At 56.0% G+C, this 19552-nt stretch carries 8 protein-coding genes; 7 read left to right on the top strand and 1 reads right to left on the bottom strand.

Features of this window, described 5'->3' with window-relative positions; all coding sequences use genetic code 11:
• The first annotated feature begins 69 nt into the window (after positions 1–69).
• From WAW39_RS19580 to WAW39_RS19550, 7 genes are read left to right on the top strand one after another with little or no spacing between them, the layout of a single operon-like run.
• Positions 70–5223: a DEAD/DEAH box helicase gene (locus WAW39_RS19580; protein WP_422320851.1), complete on the top strand. Its 5154-nt coding sequence runs from the start codon at positions 70–72 to the stop codon at positions 5221–5223.
• A 6-nt stretch (positions 5224–5229) separates the two neighbouring features.
• Positions 5230–8091, top strand: a complete 2862-nt coding sequence (locus WAW39_RS19575; RefSeq protein ID WP_422320850.1) for a helicase-related protein — start codon at positions 5230–5232, stop codon at positions 8089–8091.
• A gap of 18 nt (positions 8092–8109) precedes the next feature.
• Positions 8110–8676, top strand: a complete 567-nt coding sequence (locus tag WAW39_RS19570) for a DUF6998 domain-containing protein (protein WP_422320849.1) — start codon at positions 8110–8112, stop codon at positions 8674–8676.
• Between the two features lie 5 nt (positions 8677–8681).
• A complete protein-coding gene (locus WAW39_RS19565; protein ID WP_422320848.1) occupies positions 8682–12521 on the top strand; it encodes an Eco57I restriction-modification methylase domain-containing protein in 3840 nt (1279 codons plus the stop codon).
• Positions 12518–14296 (top strand): hypothetical protein, encoded by a 1779-nt coding sequence (locus tag WAW39_RS19560; protein ID WP_422320847.1) that lies wholly within the window; start codon positions 12518–12520, stop codon positions 14294–14296. Before WAW39_RS19565 ends, WAW39_RS19560 begins: the two co-directional genes overlap by 4 nt.
• Positions 14293–16593 carry a hypothetical protein gene (locus WAW39_RS19555; protein WP_422320846.1) on the top strand — a complete coding sequence of 767 codons (2301 nt, stop codon included), beginning with the start codon at positions 14293–14295 and terminating at the stop codon, positions 16591–16593. Before WAW39_RS19560 ends, WAW39_RS19555 begins: the two co-directional genes overlap by 4 nt.
• 24 nt (positions 16594–16617) lie before the next feature.
• A complete protein-coding gene (locus tag WAW39_RS19550; protein WP_422320845.1) occupies positions 16618–18033 on the top strand; it encodes a hypothetical protein in 1416 nt (471 codons plus the stop codon).
• A 75-nt stretch (positions 18034–18108) separates the two neighbouring features.
• Here WAW39_RS19550 and WAW39_RS19545 read toward each other — a convergent pair.
• The coding region (locus WAW39_RS19545; RefSeq protein ID WP_422320844.1) for a hypothetical protein at positions 18109–19552 on the bottom strand (1444 nt) is incomplete at its 5' end.

Below are 19552 nucleotides of genomic sequence, written 5' to 3'. Positions count from 1 at the left end.
AGGATGTCTGGGGCACAGAACGCATAGCGCATTTGGGCTGCATGCAAAATCAGCCGAATAAAGTAACCCATGGACGCACTCTCCCTTCACTCCAAAATTCTGGAAGGCTACCAGGACTACATCAAGAGCTTCATTGATATTCACGACTCCGATATTCGGGACAAGGTCGAAGAGGCGCTCAAAACGGGCAAGCTCTGGCCTGATCCCCTCATTCAGTTCAACCCCTCGTTCGAGAAAAACGGGTCGATTGATGCCCTAGTCGCTGACAAAACGCTGCACGCCGAGGTTGGGAAGGTCTTCAAAGGATTTTCTCTCTACTCGCATCAAATTGAAGCGATGAGGCTGGGAGCTAAGCCGAGCAGTTTTGTAGTCACATCAGGGACGGGGTCTGGCAAGTCACTGACCTACCTCGGCTCGATTTTCAACCATCTGTTCTCTTACGGTGCGGGCAAGGGCGTGCAAGCGATCCTCGTCTATCCGATGAACGCCCTCATCAATTCCCAGGAGGAGGAATTGAAAAAACTCGCTGCCTCCTACGAAGCCACCACCGGCCAGCCATTTCCGCTGAAGTTTGCGGCATACACAGGACAGACCAAATCCGAAATCCGCAAGCAGGTCATCGACTCGCCGCCGGACATTCTTCTCACGAACTACATGATGCTGGAGTTGCTGCTCACTCGGCACGGAGAGCGGCAGATCCGAGACTCCATCTATGGCTCACTCCGTTTCCTCGTTTTTGATGAACTTCACACCTACCGTGGGAGGCAGGGAGCTGATATTGGAATGCTGATCCGGCGGATCCGAGGGTGCTGCAAATCACATATCACAACCATAGGCACATCCGCGACTATGGTCTCCAGCGGCAGCTATCATGATCAAAGGATTGCTGTGGCATCGGTCGCGGAGCAGATATTTGGGGAGCCGTTTACACCGGACCAGATCATTGGAGAAACTCTGGCCAGGTCGTTGCCTGGATCAGACAGCGCCCCAGGGCCTGCCGAGCTTTCAAAGGCGATCCATGCACCCATACCATCCGCAGCTGGCGCTGAAACTTTGATGACCTTCCCAACCGCCCTTTGGTTGGAAGGGAAGATTGCTCTCAGTGTTGACCACGAATCGGGCGGCAGGTTGAAACGTGGCACTCCACGCAAACTGCCCGACATCGCTTCGATGCTCGCCTCAGATAGCGGTGAGGACGTGGAGGCATGCATTCCCCACCTCGCTGGCTTGTTGTTATGGATCAGTGAAATCAACCTTCGCCTCGTAGCCTCTGGCCAGCGCTACACCATCCTGCCCTTCCGACTCCACCAGTTCTTTGCCCAGACAGGCTCTGTCTATTCCACCCTTGGCACTCCAGGCGGCCGCTTCGTCACACTCGAACCCGGCGTTCATCACTCGGACCAGACGGGCGAGAAGTTCATCTTTCCCCACGTGTTCAGCAGAGCCTCCGGGAAAACCTACATTTGCGTCTTCCATGACACAAAAACAGGCAGGTTGCTGCCCCGTGATTTCACCAATCAGGAAGCGATCAGCGAAGATCATATCGCTGGATACATCATTCCAGGCGGATTGGATATTTGGAATCCAGCCGAAGATCTCGAAAACCTTCCACCCGCCTGGATTCAAAATCTCGACGCAGGAACGGTGAAGCAGGACTATGCCGACCGAATACCTATTCAGGTATCCTACGATGCAGAAGCACGTGTCGAGTTCGGGTCGACGAGCTTACCGTTCCATGGGTGGTTCATGCGTTCAGCGCCGAAGGGACTCCTTTTCGATCCCACTGCCGGCCTGTTCTTTGATGGCAACACGAACGAGCGCACCAAGCTGACAACTCTCGGCAACGAAGGTCGCAGCACCTCGACGACGATCACCTCCTTTCTTGTGCTCCGGGAAATGGCAGCACGTGGTTTTCATATCAAGGATCAAAAAATCCTGAGCTTCACAGACAATCGCCAGGATGCAGCACTTCAAGCCGGCCATTTCAATGACTTCATTCGCGTGGTTCGTGTTCGCGCAGCCATAGCCCGCTCGTTGGCTTCCGCACCTGGACAGACGCTCAACTACAAACAGATTGGCGAAGCTGTCTTCCGCGAGTTGAAATTGGACTTCGCCAGCTACGCACGCTCATCAGATCCGAATCCTTTTCCAGCCGTTCGCACCCAATACGAAGAGGTCTTTAGCCGCTACCTGGCTTATCAAGCCATCCACGATCTTCGTCGCGGCTGGCGTGTGATTCTGCCCAATTTGGAGAAATGTGCGCTGCTCACCATTGATTACGAACATCTCGAATCAAACGCAGCGCATGAACCCGGCTGGGCGAATGTGCCACTTGTGTGCGATCTCAGTCCTCAAAAACGAGTCGTCTTCATTCGGACTGTTCTCGACTACTTTCGCTTGGAATACGCAGTCCATAGTCAGACGCTGTTGGAAAGTTCCCATCTGATCGAAGCGGACAAAGAGTTTAGGGACAAGCTTCGCAATCCATGGACTTTTGAAGGCCCAGATGTTTTCCGTCCCGTCGTTTTACGCACCTGCAAACTGCACCGGCGAGAGAATCGCAGCGGATCCTTGGGCATTGCCAGTGCCTTCGGCAAATACGTCAAACATTTCATCAAAGAGGAGTTTCCAGGCACGGTGATGGATCGGAAGTCCTATGACGATTTCCTTCCGGCATTGCTCGACGCCCTGTGCCGAGCAGACTACTTGACCCCACGCAAGGCCCGCTCCGAATCCAACGCGGAAGTGTCCGTCTATCAGCTCAAGCTCGACCATATTCTTTGGAGAGCAGGCGACCAGAAAACGGTTCGTCGCGACGAAGTGAAATTGCGGAGCTATCGGGACTATGGAGAAAAGCCGAATCACTTCTTCCAGTCACTTTATTTGACTGACTTTTCTGCCCTGAAAAACCTCGTTGGAGCCGATCACACCGGACAGCTAAAAAATGAACCGCGCATAGAACGTGAGGAGCAATTCCGAGCTGAATGGAAGCTGCCTGACGGCTCCCCGGACGATGCTAAAATCCGTGCCGACTCGATCAGCGCCCTGTTTTGTTCTCCGACGATGGAATTGGGTATCGACATTTCCAGCCTCAGCATTGTCCACATGCGCAATGCCCCGCCGAACCCGGCCAACTACGCCCAGCGCAGTGGACGAGCAGGACGCAGCGGACCGGCGGCTCTCGTCTTCACCTACTGCTCCTCCTACTCCCCCCACGACCGGCACTATTTCCAGAACCGGGAGAAGCTCGTCTCTGGATCCGTCGAGGCACCTCGACTAGATCTCGCCAATCGCGAACTGCTCGAATCTCACCTCAATGCCTTTGTCCTGTCGGATGTAGGCCTCCCGCAGCTCCACGATTCTGTCACCGACATCCTCGAAGTCGAGCATCCCACGCTTCAATTGCGACCAGATGTTCGCGCCCGCCTGACGCTCGACGATCCAACACGCTCCCGGATCGCCAACCAGTTTCGAAAGGTGCTTGGCTTGTTGCACGCAAATCTTGAAGAACAGCGCTGGTTTACCCCGGAGTGGCTCGACAAACACATCGTCGCCATTCCGGACTCTCTTGATGCAGCGCTCACTCGATGGCGGACCCTCTATCGGGAGGCCCGCGCCAGCCTGACCAAGGCATCCCAAAGCATCGAGAGTGGGCTTCTCATTTTCGGCAGCGATGAATACAAGCAGCAAAAGCGCCTCCAGGATCAGGCCTCCATCCAACTCAAGCTCCTGAAAAATGAGAGTTCCGGTGGTGGCACCGAGATGACCGAGTTTTACGTCTTCCGCTATCTTGCATCGGAGGGCTTCCTGCCTGGCTACAACTTCACGCGATTGCCAGTCCGCGTCTTTGTGAGCGAAGGTGATGGCGGCGACTACATCTCACGACCGCGCCTCATTGCCTTGCGTGAGTTCGGCCCTGGGAACATCATCTATCACAGCGGAGCGAAGTATCGCGTCAACCAGGTGATTCAACCTGAGATTGCCACGCAGCTTCGCACGGTTCGTGTCTGCAAGTCATCGGGTTATTGGCTCAGTGACGCAGAGAGCATGCTAAATTGTTGTCCCTTCACTGGGGTGGATCTCACTGAATCCAAGAACCGTGAAGACTTCGTAGATGTACTCCCGCTGACGGAATGCAAAGCCGATGTCAGAGAATACATCACCTGCGAAGAAGAGGAGAGACGCCGCTTGGGTTTTGAAATCGAGACCTACTTTTCCGTCCCTGATGGCGACATGTCCCGAGTTCAGCGTGCCGTGGTTCGCTCGGGTGATGACGATCTGCTAAATCTCGCCTTCATCCCCGCCGCTCGCTTGGTGCAGCTCAATCGCCGTGACCGTGGTCGTAAAGAAGAGGGGTTCCCTCTGGGTATGAACACGGGTTTCTGGAAAAGCGCCAACCAGGATACACCCTCGAAGGAGGAAATTCGCTCCGTGTTGATCCAAACTCACTCCACCGCTGATGCGCTCTACATCGAGCCGGTCAAAAGCCTTGGCCTGAATCGCGACGGCGTCCTTTCGCTCATGTATGCGCTCAAGCGTGCGATTGAAAACACCTTCCAGATCGAGTCTTCTGAACTCGGCAGCCAGCCCATGGGCGGAAGCGACACACCCAATCTTTTCCTCTATGAAGCCAGCGAAGGCAGCCTCGGCGTCTTGTCCGAACTCGCCACGGACAAGGACGCCTTCCAGCGTGTGGTAGCTGAAGCAATACGCTTGTGTCGTTTTGAGGATGAGACGCACACTGAGCGGGCGACCTACGATGACCTGCTCAGCTACTACAACCAGCCGCATCACCTCACCCTTGACCGCTTCTTGATTCAGGATGCCCTACAAAAGATGGCCGCCTGCACCATTGAGGTTTGCACCTCGCAGAGCAACCTCACTTACGACCAGCAGTTCGAGCAACTGATGAAGGACAAAGACCCAACATCTTCCACGGAAGAAACCTTTCTGAAGTTCCTCTACAAGGAGGGGCGCCGCCTTCCAGATGCTGCCCAAAAAGGTGTTCCCGGCCTTTATGTCCGCCCCGACTTCTTTTACGCACCTGATACCTGGGTCTTCTGCGATGGTTCGCCTCATGACGAGAATAGCGTCATGGAGGATGATAAAACCAAGCGGGAGGCCATTCGAAACAAAGGCGACGAGGTGATCACCTGGCACTACAAGGACGCACTCTCCGCCCTCGTCGAAAAATACCCCGACATTTTCAAAAAAGTTCGCTAACAAGCCATGCCTCAAACACTCTCACGCCAGCCCGGCACACTCGTCCGAATCCGCGAACGCGACTGGGTCGTGCAGCCCTCGGACGATGCAGATCTTCTCATGATCAAGCCGCTCGGTGGCTCTGATGAAGAACTCACCGGTGTCTTTCTCCCTCTGGCCGAAGGTGCCGATACCCCACGTGATGCCGAGTTTCCCTGTCCTGGGGCCGAGGATCTTGGTGACTTCGCTCGCGCCCGCCACCTGCATGATGCGGCACGTCTTGCCTTTCGCAGCGGAGCAGGCCCATTTCGCTCTCTGGCTAAGATTTCATTCCGACCACGCAGCTACCAAATGGTGCCTCTTGTCATGGCATTGCGCCAGGAAACGGTGCGCTTGCTTGTTGCCGACGATGTCGGTGTCGGCAAAACCATTGAGGCGCTGTTGATCGTTCGCGAGTTGCTGGATCGTCGCAAAATCCGCCGCTTTGCCGTCGTCTGCCTGCCTCATCTTTGTGATCAATGGCAGCAGGAAATCCGCGACAAGATCGGCGTCGAGGCGGTGGTCATTCGCTCGAATACACAGGCTCGCTTGGATCGTGAAATCCAGGGCGATACGTCCGTCTATCAGTTCTACCCGTTTCAAGTCCTCTCGATTGACTACATCAAGTCCGATGCCCGCCGGGCCACCTTCATCAATGAATGTCCTGAACTCGTGATCGTGGACGAAGTTCATTCATGCGCCCGCCCCCAAGGTGCCGCCGCATCACAAATGCAACGCCATGCACTCGTCAAAGACATTGCCGCCAAACAGGGGCAGCACCTCATCATGCTTTCCGCCACACCCCACAGCGGCAAGCCTGAAGAATTTGGATCGCTGCTCGGCCTGCTTGATCCGACCTTTGAAAATCTGGATGTCGCCACCGCATCCCAGCCAGAGCGCCAGCGGCTTGCTCGCCAGTTCATCCAACGCCGCCGACAGGATGTGGAGCGCTGGATGAATGAGGACACGCCATTTCCGAAGCGCGACTCCGGTGAGTTCGACTATGACTTGTCCAAGCCCTATCTCGCGTTCTTCGACAAGGTGCTTGATTTCGCCCGCAACCTCGTCGCCGGCGACGAATCACCGGAGCGTCAGAAGCGGGTTCACTACTGGACGGCTCTTGGCCTCTTGCGTGGTGTCATGTCCAGTCCGGCTGCCGGTGCAGCCATGTTCAGGGCTCGCCGTTCCAAGCTTGGGGATGAACTGGCACCGGGGGCAGATGAGGATGAATCCAGCCCGATTCATGATCACCCCGAAGGGCACGAATCCGATCTTGCCCCCGTCGAGGTGGTGGAGAGCACCGGATGGTCCGAGTCCCAACAGCGGCGGATGAGGGAGTTTGAGAAGGAACTCGCTGCTCTCACTGGACCGAAGTTCGATCACAAGCTGGAGGCCGCTCGCATGATCATCGAGGACTGGCTGAACCAAGGATTCAATCCAGTGATCTTCTGCCGTTACATCCAGACAGCGATTTATCTCGGCGAACAGCTTGCTCCCCTTCTGGCCAAAAAGTTTCAAAAAGCTGAAGTGCGAGTGGTCACTTCCGAAGACCCTGATGAGGTCCGCCGAGACCGTATTGCCGCCATGGGCGACTACCCCCAGCGAGTCCTGATTGCCACTGACTGTCTGTCTGAAGGCATCAACCTTCACGAGCACTTCACTGCTGTCCTCCATTACGACCTGCCATGGAACCCCAACCGCCTTGAACAGCGCGAAGGGCGTGTAGATCGTTTCGGGCAGCGGGCGAAGGAAGTGAAAGCCTACCTCCTATTCTCCAAGGACAGCGCCGTGGATGGCGTGGTGCTCGATGTGATCCTGCGGAAAGTGCGCGAGATCAAGAAAGCCACGGGCATCAATGTGCCATTCCCGGAGGACAGTAAAAGCATCATCGACACCATCACCCAGTCGCTGCTTCTCAATCCAGACCGGAAAATCAGCACCCGGCGCTCGGACGTGAATCAGATCGAGTTCAACTTTGAGGAGTTCGACGAGGCACGAAAACTCGAACTCGAAGTCTCTGACAAATACAAAAAAGCCGCCGACCGGGCCAGTCAGAGCCGTTCGATCTTTGCCCAGCATGCCATCAAGGCGGATGAGATCGAGCAGGACCTTCGTGAAAACGATGAAGCCATCGGTTCCCCCCAGGTTGTTGAAAACTATGTTGTCGATGGCCTTCGGTCATTGTTCGGTGTGCAGATTGATCGCGAGAAGAACGGCTACCTTCTGTACACAGCCAATCTGCCGCAGAGCGTGAAGACACTCCTTCCTGCGAAATCATCCGTGAAGGTCTCCTTCGAGTCACCCACGCCGGAGGATCACATCTACCTGGGGCGCAATCACCCACTCGTCGAGCAGCTCTGCCAGATGACCCTCGCTCGTAGCATCGAGCGGTATCGCAGCCGCGCAGCCCGCACTGCCGTCATACGTACGAATGCGGTGCAGAAGCCCACGACTTTGCTCATGTTCCGCTGCCGGAATGTCATTGAGGAAAAGCGCTCCGGCGGGCAGCAGCTTGTTGCGGAAGAAATGCTTCTCTGGGGCTACCGAGGTTCTTTAGAGGATCAAGACTTCATATCCTCAGCAGATGCCCACCAGCTTCTCTCATCTGCAAAACCCGTGGGCGATCTTTCTCCAGACCGTTGCGCACGTTTGATAACAGACCGAGTGGCAGCACTCCCTGAACTCCGCCCCGCCTTCGACGCCCTTGCCGAGGAGCGCTGCAAACATCTCGTGGATGCTCACGAGCGGTTCTCCTCACTTGTCGAAAAGAAACGTTTCGGCGTCGTTTATCCCGTCCTGCCCATGGACGTCCTCGGCATCTACGTGCTGATGCCCGCTCAGGAGAACTGAACAACCACCGCCCAAATCATGGCACGCTCCCACATTCACAAATCCACTTGGCTGCTTCCAGACAAGTTTTCCAAGCCCCTGCAGCAGGTTCAAAGGGCCGTCGATCAGCTCAAAGACTCCGCTGGTCACGATTTTCTTAAATTCACCCTTGATGGTCGGCTGGTTGGTGATCTTGGCGAGGCAGTGGCCGAACATTTCTTCGACATTGAACTGCATGACTCATCGAAGATGGGGCATGACGCAACTCTGCAAAGGAATGGTTCTTTTGAATCGGTGGAGATCAAGATCCGCAGGGAATCGACGGGTATCTGGTTTGATTCCCAGCCCGACCACATCATTGTCTTTCGAATGGAGAAATGTGATGGCCGCATCACGCTAATTTATGCCGGTCCCGGTTCAGTGCTTAAGGACATCCGAACCGAAATTGTTATCGCCGAAACCATCATCACCAATGTTGGAGCGACTATTCGGAAATTTACCGGACGTCAGACGGTTTCGCTCAACCAGTTGGCAAAGCACTTCAAATACGAGGACTTCATGAATAACCCCTCGATCCCCTTCCGCAACCTACCCACCGTTGCCTGACACACATGCTTCACCCTTCCATCCGCCTCGAAGGCTCCATCCTCTCTGCTGACATCCTCGATGCCATCGAGCGTGGGGATCGCTCACATCAGGCCGCCAAAGACTTCGGCCTCGACCCTACTGCCAAGGTCAAAGATGAGATTGCCGATGCCTGGGCTGCTGCCCGTGCTTACTGGTCTGCCTACCAGGTGAAAATCAGCCGTTTGCGCGAGGGAGCCACCGGCACCACCGAGACCCGCAATCAATGGATGGTCCCGCTCCTCGGCCTCCTCGGCTACCAGCTCAGCCTCGCAGAATCCGAGACCATTCAGGGTAAGACCTACCGCATCTCCCACCGCGACACCACCCGCGACCAGCTTCCCGTTCACCTCCTCGGCTGGCATGAGTCGCTCGACCGCCGCAGCACTGTCCCCAATGCCCCGCGCATGTCCCCGCATGGGCTGCTTCAGGAATACATCAATCTCACCGAGCACCTCTACGGCATCGTCTCGAATGGCCGTCTCATCCGCCTGCTCCGGGATTCCTCCCGCCTCGTCAAACTCACCTTCATCGAGTTCGATCTGGAGCGCATCTTCACGGAGGAGCTGTTCGCCGACTTCGCCCTCCTCTACCGCCTGCTTCACGCTTCCCGTCTTCCGGTCAAACAAGACGCCGTGGCCGAAGCTCCCATAGAGATTTATCATCAGGATTCCCTCGATTCTGGCTCGCGTATTCGCAGCGGCCTCAGCGCCGCCGTTCACATCGTCATCCTCTCTCTCGGCAACGGCTTCCTCAGTCACCCTTCCAACGACCGGCTCCGCGAACTCGCCACTGCCGACACCAACGGGCGCTTCTCGATGGACTTCTACGCCCATCTCCTGCGCCTGATCTACCGGCTCCTCTTCCTCATGGTCATCGAAGAGCGCGGCCTCGCCCATATCCCAGGCACAGACAAACGTCTTCGCGAAATCTACGACCTCGGCTACTCGCTCGCCCGCCTCCGTCGCTTGGCTGAGAAACCCCACTTTGCCGAAGCCCGGCACCAGGATGCGTGGCTTGCCCTTCTTGCTCTTTTCCGGCTCGTAGATGAATCCGGTCGCGGCCTCAAGCTCGGTGTGGCTCCGCTTGGAGGTGACCTCTTCAATGCAGGTTCTCTCGGTTTGCTGGAGGACTGCTCACTCGACAACGCCACCCTCCTGGGCGCTCTCCGCCAGCTCACGCTCTTCACCAATCCTGTCACCAACCAGAAAATGCGGGTGAACTACGGCGCCCTCAATGTCGAAGAGTTTGGCTCCGTCTATCAGGGCCTGCTCGAATACGAACCGCGAGTCTCCAGCCTTGATGAAAAATGGCACTTCGCCTTCGCTCAGGGTGACGAACGTGCCGCCACCGGCTCCCACTATACCGAGGACGAACTCGTCCAGCCGCTCATCAAGCACTCGCTCGATCACCTCATCGCCGAGAAGCTCAAACAACCCGATCCCGCAGCCGCACTCCTCTCCCTCCGAGTTGCCGACATCTCCTGCGGCTCCGGCCATATCCTCCTCGCTGCTGCCCGTCGCATCGCCACAGAACTCGCCATCGTCCGCACGGGAGATGACCAGCCCAGCCCCGCTGCAATCCGCGAAGCCATCCGTGAAGTCATCCGCCACTGCATCTACGGCGTGGACCTCAACCCACTCGCCGTCGAACTCTGCAAGGTGGCTCTCTGGCTGGAAGCTCATGTTCCCGGTGAACCGCTCAATTTCCTGGACCACCACATCAAATGCGGCAACGCCATCGTTGGTTTTGTGAACCGGGAGGAGTTGGACAAAGGTGTGCCCGATGAAGCCTTCGCCACTCTGGGTGAAGATGACAAGGACATCGCCGCCTCCTTTCGCAAACGGAACAAAGCTGAGCGCAAGGAACGAGCCGCTAGCCACAGTCAGCTTCCACTTGCTGCGGATCTGCAAACCAAGCTCGACGACATTCTCGCTCATTGGCAGGAAATCGCCGCTCTACCGGAAAAGACCCCAGCTCAAATCGCCGCCAAGAAGCTGAAGTTCAATGCGACCAGCCATGAGGACAGCGCCATGCTCCGGCAGATCGCCTCCATCCCGATCGCCCAATTTTATCAGCCGAAGACTGCTGGCAACAAGGACAATCTGATCACTGATGCCGCCTTCCGTTCCATCCTGGCGGGCCCCCCCCCCTCTGGGGCTGCCGTCGCCTCTGCCTCAGCGGTGGCCGAACGCAAAAGAGCCTTCCACTGGTTCCTCGAATTCCCCGAAATCATCGCCAACGGCGGTTTCGACTGCATTCTGGGAAACCCGCCGTATCTGGGGCGTAAGCATCTTAGCGGCAGGTTGGGCTATCCGATCTGCGAATACGCACAGTGGGCGTTCGCGCCTGCGGGCCTAAACGACCTCGTCGTTTTCTTTGTCCTTCGAATTTATTCGCTGATCCGTGATCGTGGATTTGCAGCATTTATAACCACTAATTCAATCAAGGACGGCGAGTTAAGGCGAGACAGCCTCGAACGTATTCTGTCACAGTCCGGCACCATTAATATGGCAGTCAGAGGAGTTCGTTGGCCAGGAATTGCAAATTTGGTGGTTTCAGTAATAGCTATTTATAAGGGGCAATGGAGAGGCATGCGAATGCTCGACGGTCGATGTGTCGGCACAATTAACGCTCATTTGGACGATGAACCGATTGAGGCCCCTCCAGCCACCTTAACCGCGAGTCAAAATCGAATATTTCAAGGTTCAATCTTTCTCGGAGACGGCTTCACCTTGACTCACTCGCAAGCGGACGAACTGCGCAAAAGCAACCCCAAAAATGCAGATGTCGTATTTCCTGTTACCAACGGGCACGAACTCAATAACAGTCCAAATTTTGCACCAGGAAGATCAATTATAAACTTCTTTGATTGGCCACTTGAAAAAGCCCAGAAATATCCAGAACCATTTTCGATTGTCGAAAATTCAGTTCAACCAGCACGGCTGGCCCAGAAGAATGCGATCGCTAAGAAGTATTGGTGGCGCTACTACCGATACAATCAGCAATGCTACGAAGTCCTCAAGAGTCTAAGCACTTGCTTCGTCATTTCACGTGTCACCAAATACGTGGCTTTTGCCGCTGTTCCTACAGGTCGTGTATTCCTCAATACAACCTACGTTCTTACGAGTGACAGGTGGGATCTATTGGCCGTAATCCAGTCTTCGATACATGAGATCTGGGCTAGGAAATTTAGCATGCGGCTGGGCGAAACACTTCAATACTCCCCATCTGACTGCTTCGAGACCTTCGCCTTTCCCGCCGGACAGTGGGAGACCGCCAATGCCCAACTGGCCGACATCGGCGAACGCTACCACGAGCACCGCCGCGTCCTCATGCTACAGCTCTGGCTCGGCCTTACGGACATCTACAATCTCTTCCACGCCCCCGGTCTCGAAGCCCGCCTCGCTACCCTTTATCAGCGTCGTTGCGCCTCCCACACCGACTGGCGCAGCGAAGTCCCCGAAGAACACCGCGCCACCGCAGGAACCCTCAACCAGGAGCAAGCCCGCGACGCCATCCTCCAACTCCGCTCCCTCCACCGCGAACTCGACCAAGCCGTCCTCACCGCCTACGGCTGGCACCAGGACAGCCCAGACGGACCCGCCATCACCCTCGGCCACGACTTCCAACAAGTCGAAACCCTCCCCGAAAACGACCGCACCCGCTACACCATCACCCCGGAAGCCCGCAAAGAACTCCTCAAACGCCTCCTCACCCTCAACCACCGGCGTGCTGGTGAACAGGGCGCAGGTAAGGTCAATGACTCAATCCCAGCCAAAGGTTTGGCTCAGCAACGAGTTAAAAACGCCGAAGAGCTATTATGAAATTGACGCTGCAACAATGGCTGGAGCAGGCAGATGTGGAATCAAAGAAACTACAGACCAGCACATGGATTCCATTGATGCGCAGCCAAACCAAGAAAGAAGCCGTTTCTGGCTTTGCAGGCTATCGCAAGGAATTCATTTCCACAGAGTGCCTCATTGTCCCGCTGAGGACTCGCGAAGAGTTCTCCAACGCCTCATGGCAGTCGATTCAGCGAAACAACCCGCATTGGGCATGGGCGGATGAAGACCGATTCATCGGTCCACACGAATATGAAGGAAATGATGGAGTGCCTTCTGCCATGTATCCAGTTCTCAGGCAGGCATTTGATACGGGTGAACCTGACATTTGGCATCTGCTGCAAGAGATAGAACTCTCCCTCGGACTGCTACGAAAAGAAGACGTCTGGCTGCGACCGTCCGAAGATTATATCGAAGTGGTGAAACTCAAACGGGATCATGATGGTGAGCCTGACGAGCTGCTCATCCGCTCCGAGCACCTCAGAGACTACTTGGCCGCCAGAAAGGCTGCTTTGCTGATAGGGTCGTTCATCCTCAGAGAGGCTGTCGAGGAGTCATTGGCTCAAATTGGCTGGCCTGAAGGCATTCACCGCCGTGAGTTCACCAATGGTCATTGGGAAGGAAGCAGGGGGCCTATTCACGAAGGTGGAATGCCATGGGGGCAATCCATGGCGGTGCTAAAGTTGTGGAGGGAGAGTGTTGACCCAGCCGATGACGTTCCGCAAATGCCTCATCCCGCTGCCGAGACATCCTTCAAATCCGAAACGTTTGAGAAGAAGGCTGTTGGTCGCAAACTGGATCACGCCGAAGGCTGTATATGGATGACCGAGTGGATCGAACCAGCGGCAAACAGCCCGCGTGTTGGAAATGACGAAGTTCCGTCACGCATCCCGTTCATCGTGGGAAATCAGGGAGATCCGCCACTCGCTGGCGAGGATCTGAAAAACTACCGTGGCTGGATCTGGTTCAGGACTTCTGTGCTGAGAACCCTGCTCAGCAGGGACAATGTCGCTTTTCAGTGGTTTTCTCGCGACACCGGCAGCATCGGCCCTTCCCCAGTCACCAGGGTCCACTTCGGAATCAATGACCACCACCTCGTCGTCGTCGCAGCCAAGGATATTGCAGAATTGCCTGAGTGGACGCAACGCATCTGGACAGCTCACAATCTTCCTCCAGAAGGGGGGCTTTCAGTTGAGCTGCATGCCTCGCAAAACCTCGCTACTCCGGCTCGAACCGTTGCCCCGGAGAAGTCTTTGATCAAAGCCATCAAGACCTTGCAAATCACGAGTGAGCAGGTCTGGGGGACAGGTATTTTCAAGGGTCTGGATGATCCACAAATGATACTACGACGAGTCCACCGCTTCCACGATGAGTCCTTTGAACAAACCTGCCTACTGGCGAAGGAAATGAGCCGAAACGTCGTCGAGAAACTGGATCAGGACGTCATCAACAAGCAGTTGTCAGAAGGGAATCTCAAGCAGGCGAAGGATGAAAAGTATCGCAGCCTAAAGCGCCTCGCTCTGCTCCTCGATCAGCTTGGGTTTGATGGGAAAGAACTCACACGCTCTTTAGCGGGTATCAATGATCTACGGCAAGGTGACGCCCACCCTGGGTCTTCCAGACTCGCAGATTCATTGCAACTCTTCGGGTTGCCTCCTAGCACATCGGATCATTATGCAGCCAATCTGCAAATCATTGAATCCGTTGCCTCCGGCCTGAATGCCATCTCAAAAGCCATCCAGCCCCCTAGCCGATGAACTACTATCGCGACCTCCTGACATCTGCTTTCGCAGTCCTATCCGGGGAAAACGCTCCGAAGGCGATAGCCCTTGTGACTTCAGCCGAGTACTCCTCTGACACGAAAGATGCATCGAACGAGCCATGGCCAGCAGGGTTCCTGAGTGCCTCGCTACCTGCCGGTGCAGCCATTCAATGCCTGGATGGCGGGGAGGCATTCGTAAAGGGTGCGATTTCTGCAGTTAGCAAATCAGACGCAAAGTATATCTTCGCGTTTCCTCCACTGTTAGGAGAACTCAGAATGACTGCGGAGTGGCGTGAACGTTTTGGAAGACTGGGTATCGCGGAAGCCGTGGCCGAAACGCTCATGAGTCAGGCTAGTGGCGAACATGGAGTCGAAGTCCTTGCCATGCTGGTGCCGACTCACTTCGTGAGTTCGTTTCGGTCGAGCACATGGCGGCAGGAATTCTTTCCAGCTCACAGCGCGGTCGTGATCGAGCATGAACACGATGACGTGCCTACGGCACTGGGCCTTCCGTTTCACAGTGCGGTCCGGCTTACCACGGTCATCTTTCAACGGCAACCTGGCCCCATTCGATTTTTCAAGATCACGACTGAAGCACTGGCTGAACCTCCTCTGCGTCTGGCGTCCGCTTTGCAATCACTGATCAAGCAGCCCTCTGGGAAAAGCCGCTTCGGCTATGTCTATCAGGGCCAGCTCGATGAAGGCTATCCGTGCAGCCACGAATACTATTCCGAAGAAACTGAAAAACTCCGTCAGGAAATCGGCGTGCTCGGTGAGCGGGTGGCGTTGGGATCGGTTGCCGATGTCTTGATGGGGGTGGTCCCGTGCAACCCAGAGCGACAACCTGGACAGGGCGAGGTCGGCGTTCTTGCTATTCGGGCGACCGACATCACGCGAGATGGGCGGGTGGATCTATCTGATATTCAGCCTAACACCCGCCCGGCAATCGTTCGGCACTACCTTCAAGACGGCGATTTCTGCATTCGCAGCATTTATCGGGGAGACACGGGCTTCATTGTAGGGGTGTTCGAAGGGGATGGGCGTCCGGTCACGTTCGGGAACACGGTCATTGTGGTGCGTCCTCATGCCAGCCTTAATCCGGCACAGCGTCAGGTGCTTTTGAGTTTCCTACGTTCTCCGCTGGCCCATCGCCTCGGCAACGCCAAGCAGGTGATGTCCAGCATGGCTGGAATGTATCGAGTCTCGTCCCATGTCCTGCGTGAGTTCCCGGTGCCTCTCGCAGATGAGGAGCTTGTCTCCAGCATTCAACAGCTCAACGACGCCAGAATGGCCTTCACAAAGTGGATCAACCACATTGACGAGGAATCCAATGCCATCCTGATGGAATCGACCGCACATGGATCGCGCCGACGACTGCTAGGTGCAGGGCAATTGGCCCGTCAAAGACACAGGGCAGGTGAGCAAGTGGAAGAGTTCGACTACCGCGTCCGGACTCAGTTCCCACATCCACTGGCTTACGTCTGGAGAGAGCTGCAGGTAGCGGGCGCTGATCGTTATCATCGGCTCAAAGCCGTCATGAAAGCTGCTGAGGGGCACACCTGTTTTCTAGCCTTAATCGCCGTTTTGATGAGCCGGTCGTCCGGCCAGCCCATCATGTATCTGGGAGAGATCGGGAAACGACTCTCTCAACGGCGCAGCGGCACCAACTTCGGCGACTGGTTCGCCATTCTCAAGGAAGTCAATGAAGGCAAGGCATTTCGTGGACTCAAAGGCACCAGTCCATTCGTCGAAGTGACGCAACTGACTGCCAATGGAACATGGGAGAAGGCGATCAGGCATCTGATGGCCCTGCGAAACGATGACAGCCACGGACGAATCGCATCGGCCAGCGTCTCAGCAAATCTTCTCACCGAGGCCGAAAAGGCGCTCGAAACCGTCTATCGGGCAACCGAGTTCCTGACTGACTACCAATTGCTGTTCATCACCGACACACACTTCGATTCCATCCGACAGATCAACCGCTATCACTATCGGGATCTCACTGGCGATAATGCCCTTGCCCAGTTGCGCGAGGATCATGTCTCAAGGGCAGATCTTGAAAAACACAGCCTCTACCTACGAGACCGCCAGAAGAACCTTCATCTCTTCCGACCACTGCTGCAATACTTGGAGTGTCCCGAGTGCCATCAGATGTCCACCTTCTTCCTCGACACCTACGACCCGGCTTCTGGCGGCAGTGCCGTGGGACTGAAAAGCTTCGAGAGAAACTCCGTGCGCACCGAGCCTATCGCCGAGGACTTCCGGCATGTGGGGCTTTTGCCCACAACATGAAAACAGCCCGACCACTCAATCACCATGGCACGCAAACCTTTCCATCGGGCATCATTCGAAGATCTGAACATCAGCCCCTATCAAGCGGCCTTGGTCAGAGAATGTGAGATCTGCAAGTGTCAATACACCATCGACGCCCATGAACCTTGGGAGTGGGCGGGAGGTGTAACATCGTTTGCCAATCTCGAATGCTGCGATCACTGGTGCCTCGCCTGCACCCTCGGAGTCGGCCCGACCGATTTTCTTGAATCCTATCCCGAAGAGGAGAGTGCAGCAGAACTTGATCCTACCGATGAAGCCGCTGTTGCAGAGCAAGCCAGAGAAAACATCGCTGCTCTCCAGATCGGACCAAGGTATGAAGATTGGGCAGATGACCGCACAGACGAGGTTTATGCAGCTCAGTGTCGTGGAGACATCCTGAAAGCATATTCCTTCTTCACTGATCAGGGCATTCCACTGATCATCATGCCACTGACTCGGGCTATCAGTGACCGCTCGGTTCACTACCCCAACGGCATCACCTATTACCCTCCTGGCACGGCAAACTTCGATGGCCTGGATCATCTCGACGAAGTGGCAAACCCAGATGATCGGGCGATACGCCTGTCCGAATACGCGGGAGCGACCCTCGGCAATCTCAAACAGCACGCACTGCTGGTTTTTCCCGCAGCTCTGGACCCGCAGCTCATCGCGAAAGCAGATCACGAAGTTCATCTCGATCTTATCCGCCGCCTCTCAGAAGAGGTGGACAAGATTTGCCTCAACTTTGTGCGCTACTACAGCTGCAAACTGGAAAAGCCTCATGCCATTCCGGCACGGGCGGGCCAAACGAAGTCGGACCCAGCCATGAGCATTTGCCTTGTTTATGATCCGGAAAAAAAGTCGTCCCGACTCTACGGGGGAGCAGCATTCCCATTCGCTTTCACAGGCGGGATTGGCATCTGGCTTCGACAACCCGAGTGGCAACGATTCCCTGGCGTAGGGGAGGTCGGAAAGATCGTCTATCACGCCCTAACGCTCTACGCCACCATGCTGGAAGCCAGCAGCGACACCATTCGATTCGTTCAGGCACTGTCTTTGCTGGAGTTCCTCGCGTTCCCCACCGAGTTCAAAGTCATGGCGGAGGTCAAGAAAATCATCGCCCGATACGTCTCCTCAGACCAGACCGCCTATGACAAGGTGCTCGAACGATTCAAAGAACTCACCGGAAAAAAGGATGCCACCACAGGTGTCGAGACTGGATTCCGAACTCGAATCGTTCACATCGGTGACAGGATTGAGTCATTGATCCCCAGCCCCAGGGACCGACAGGAGCTGTTTGCAGAGCTGGATGGTTACATCCGCCCGGTGATTAATCACATGATCGAGCACTCTGAACTTGGTTTTGATGAATACACGCAAGTCCGCAAGACCTTCCCTGCCTTCTTAAAGCAACCCTGACTTCGTCAACGGCCATTTAGGACACGCAGCTACGTGCGGCTGTGGCATGGTCGAAACGGGTGTAAGAGTCCGCCGCTAGGCTGAATGCACGCAGGCCAGCAACTGCCGGGCACGGCTGGCGCCCATGAAGTAGGTGAAGCGGTCGTAGGGGCGTGTGAGTTGATCGAAAGACGGGAGACCAATGAGGATCACCGCCAGGGCATCGAGGCCTTTCGCCTTGTGGATGGAGGTGTGGCCGATGGCGTTGCCGGAAGGCTGGTCGAGGGTTTCGAGATAGGGTCGCAAAGGGTGGTCGAGCAGTCGCTCCAGACCCGCGAGCGGGGTATTGACGATCTGGCTGCGGTCGTGCAGGATCAGAACCTTCGAAGGAACGCAGAGACCGGAGGTTTTCCAGTGGTCGAGGATCTGCTCCACAACGGCAGGAGTTTGCTTGGCCGTGGCCTGATGAATCTCAACCTCGGGGCCGTCGGGTAGTTGGCCATCGGTCTGCAGGCTTGCAGCGAGATCATGGGAGCCTTCGCCTTGGAGTTCCTTCAAAAAGCAATAGATGGGGCGAGTGTAGCGCAAAGCTCGGCCCAGGCGGAGGTGGGCGTGCTGGGTGAGCCGCTCGCGAACGGTGTTCAGCAGGAAACGGTCCGGTGCGCGGAACGGTGGACGCTGCGCGGCGTCACCAAAGATGGCCATGGGCGACTGCCAACCCTGGCGCAGGAGCGCGACATAGATCGACCACCAGCCGACGTGATCGGGTTGTGATGAATCACCCGGCAATGAAGTGTCATGATCCTGTGCTTCATCCACGACCAGCGCATCAAACTTGCCGAGCAGATGGCCCAGTTTGGCGGGTTCAGTGGTCAGGGCCTCGATGGCAAGCAGTGGAAGCGTCTCATTGAAATAGCGTTCCACCCCTTCCCTGTCCGCCGGCACTTCGTGCGCAATGCCTGATGACTCAAGGATGGAGGCGGCGATGCTTTCCGAACTGTGCACGGTGATTCTGCCGCGCTGCAGGCCCAGCTTTCCGGCGCTGGAACGAAGCCGCTCACACAGCGCGAGATTGTAGGCGATCATGAGGACATCCCGGCCTGAGTCGCCACCGATGTTTTCGGCCAGACGGCGTGCCTGCTCGATGGCATACCACGACTTTCCGGTGCCGACACCGCCTTCGACCACGAGCTGGAGATTGCCGGAGAGCATGTCCAGCAACCGGTAGCTGGCCATGGCCTGACGCAGAATGAGTTTATCTGTTTCCGTGATGAACGCCTTGACCGCCTTCGGCTCCAATCCTTCGCCATAGGCATCAAGAAAGGTTGCCGTCTGCTCGGGGGATACCGGGCGCAGCTGGGTGAACAACCTTCGCCATGTGGCAGGGAAGTCTCTCAAATCGTTGGCCGCGAAGATAAGGTCGCGGGGGATGCCGCGAAATTCGGCAATTTTGGCAGCAACTTCGATCAGGGGTAGGACGAGGGATTTGGCCACATATGGGATCATTCTTCCGCCGCTTGTGCTTTGGATTCGCCTGATC

Source organism: Prosthecobacter sp., from assembly GCF_049294395.1.
Lineage (GTDB): Bacteria > Verrucomicrobiota > Verrucomicrobiia > Verrucomicrobiales > Verrucomicrobiaceae > Prosthecobacter.
Note: the sequence above shows the minus strand (reverse complement) of the source record. Positions and strands in the feature narration are given on the sequence as shown.

Bases quoted from the DNA above. Each gene is read 5' to 3' on its own strand.
- WAW39_RS19570 (WP_422320849.1), top strand. From the start codon at position 8,110: ATGGCACGCTCCCACATTCACAAATCCACTTGGCTGCTTCCAGACAAG.
- WAW39_RS19565 (WP_422320848.1), top strand. From the start codon at position 8,682: ATGCTTCACCCTTCCATCCGCCTCGAAGGCTCCATCCTCTCTGCTGAC.
- WAW39_RS19580 (WP_422320851.1), top strand. From the start codon at position 70: ATGGACGCACTCTCCCTTCACTCCAAAATTCTGGAAGGCTACCAGGAC.
- WAW39_RS19575 (WP_422320850.1), top strand. From the start codon at position 5,230: ATGCCTCAAACACTCTCACGCCAGCCCGGCACACTCGTCCGAATCCGC.
- WAW39_RS19560 (WP_422320847.1), top strand. From the start codon at position 12,518: ATGAAATTGACGCTGCAACAATGGCTGGAGCAGGCAGATGTGGAATCA.
- WAW39_RS19555 (WP_422320846.1), top strand. From the start codon at position 14,293: ATGAACTACTATCGCGACCTCCTGACATCTGCTTTCGCAGTCCTATCC.
- WAW39_RS19550 (WP_422320845.1), top strand. From the start codon at position 16,618: ATGGCACGCAAACCTTTCCATCGGGCATCATTCGAAGATCTGAACATC.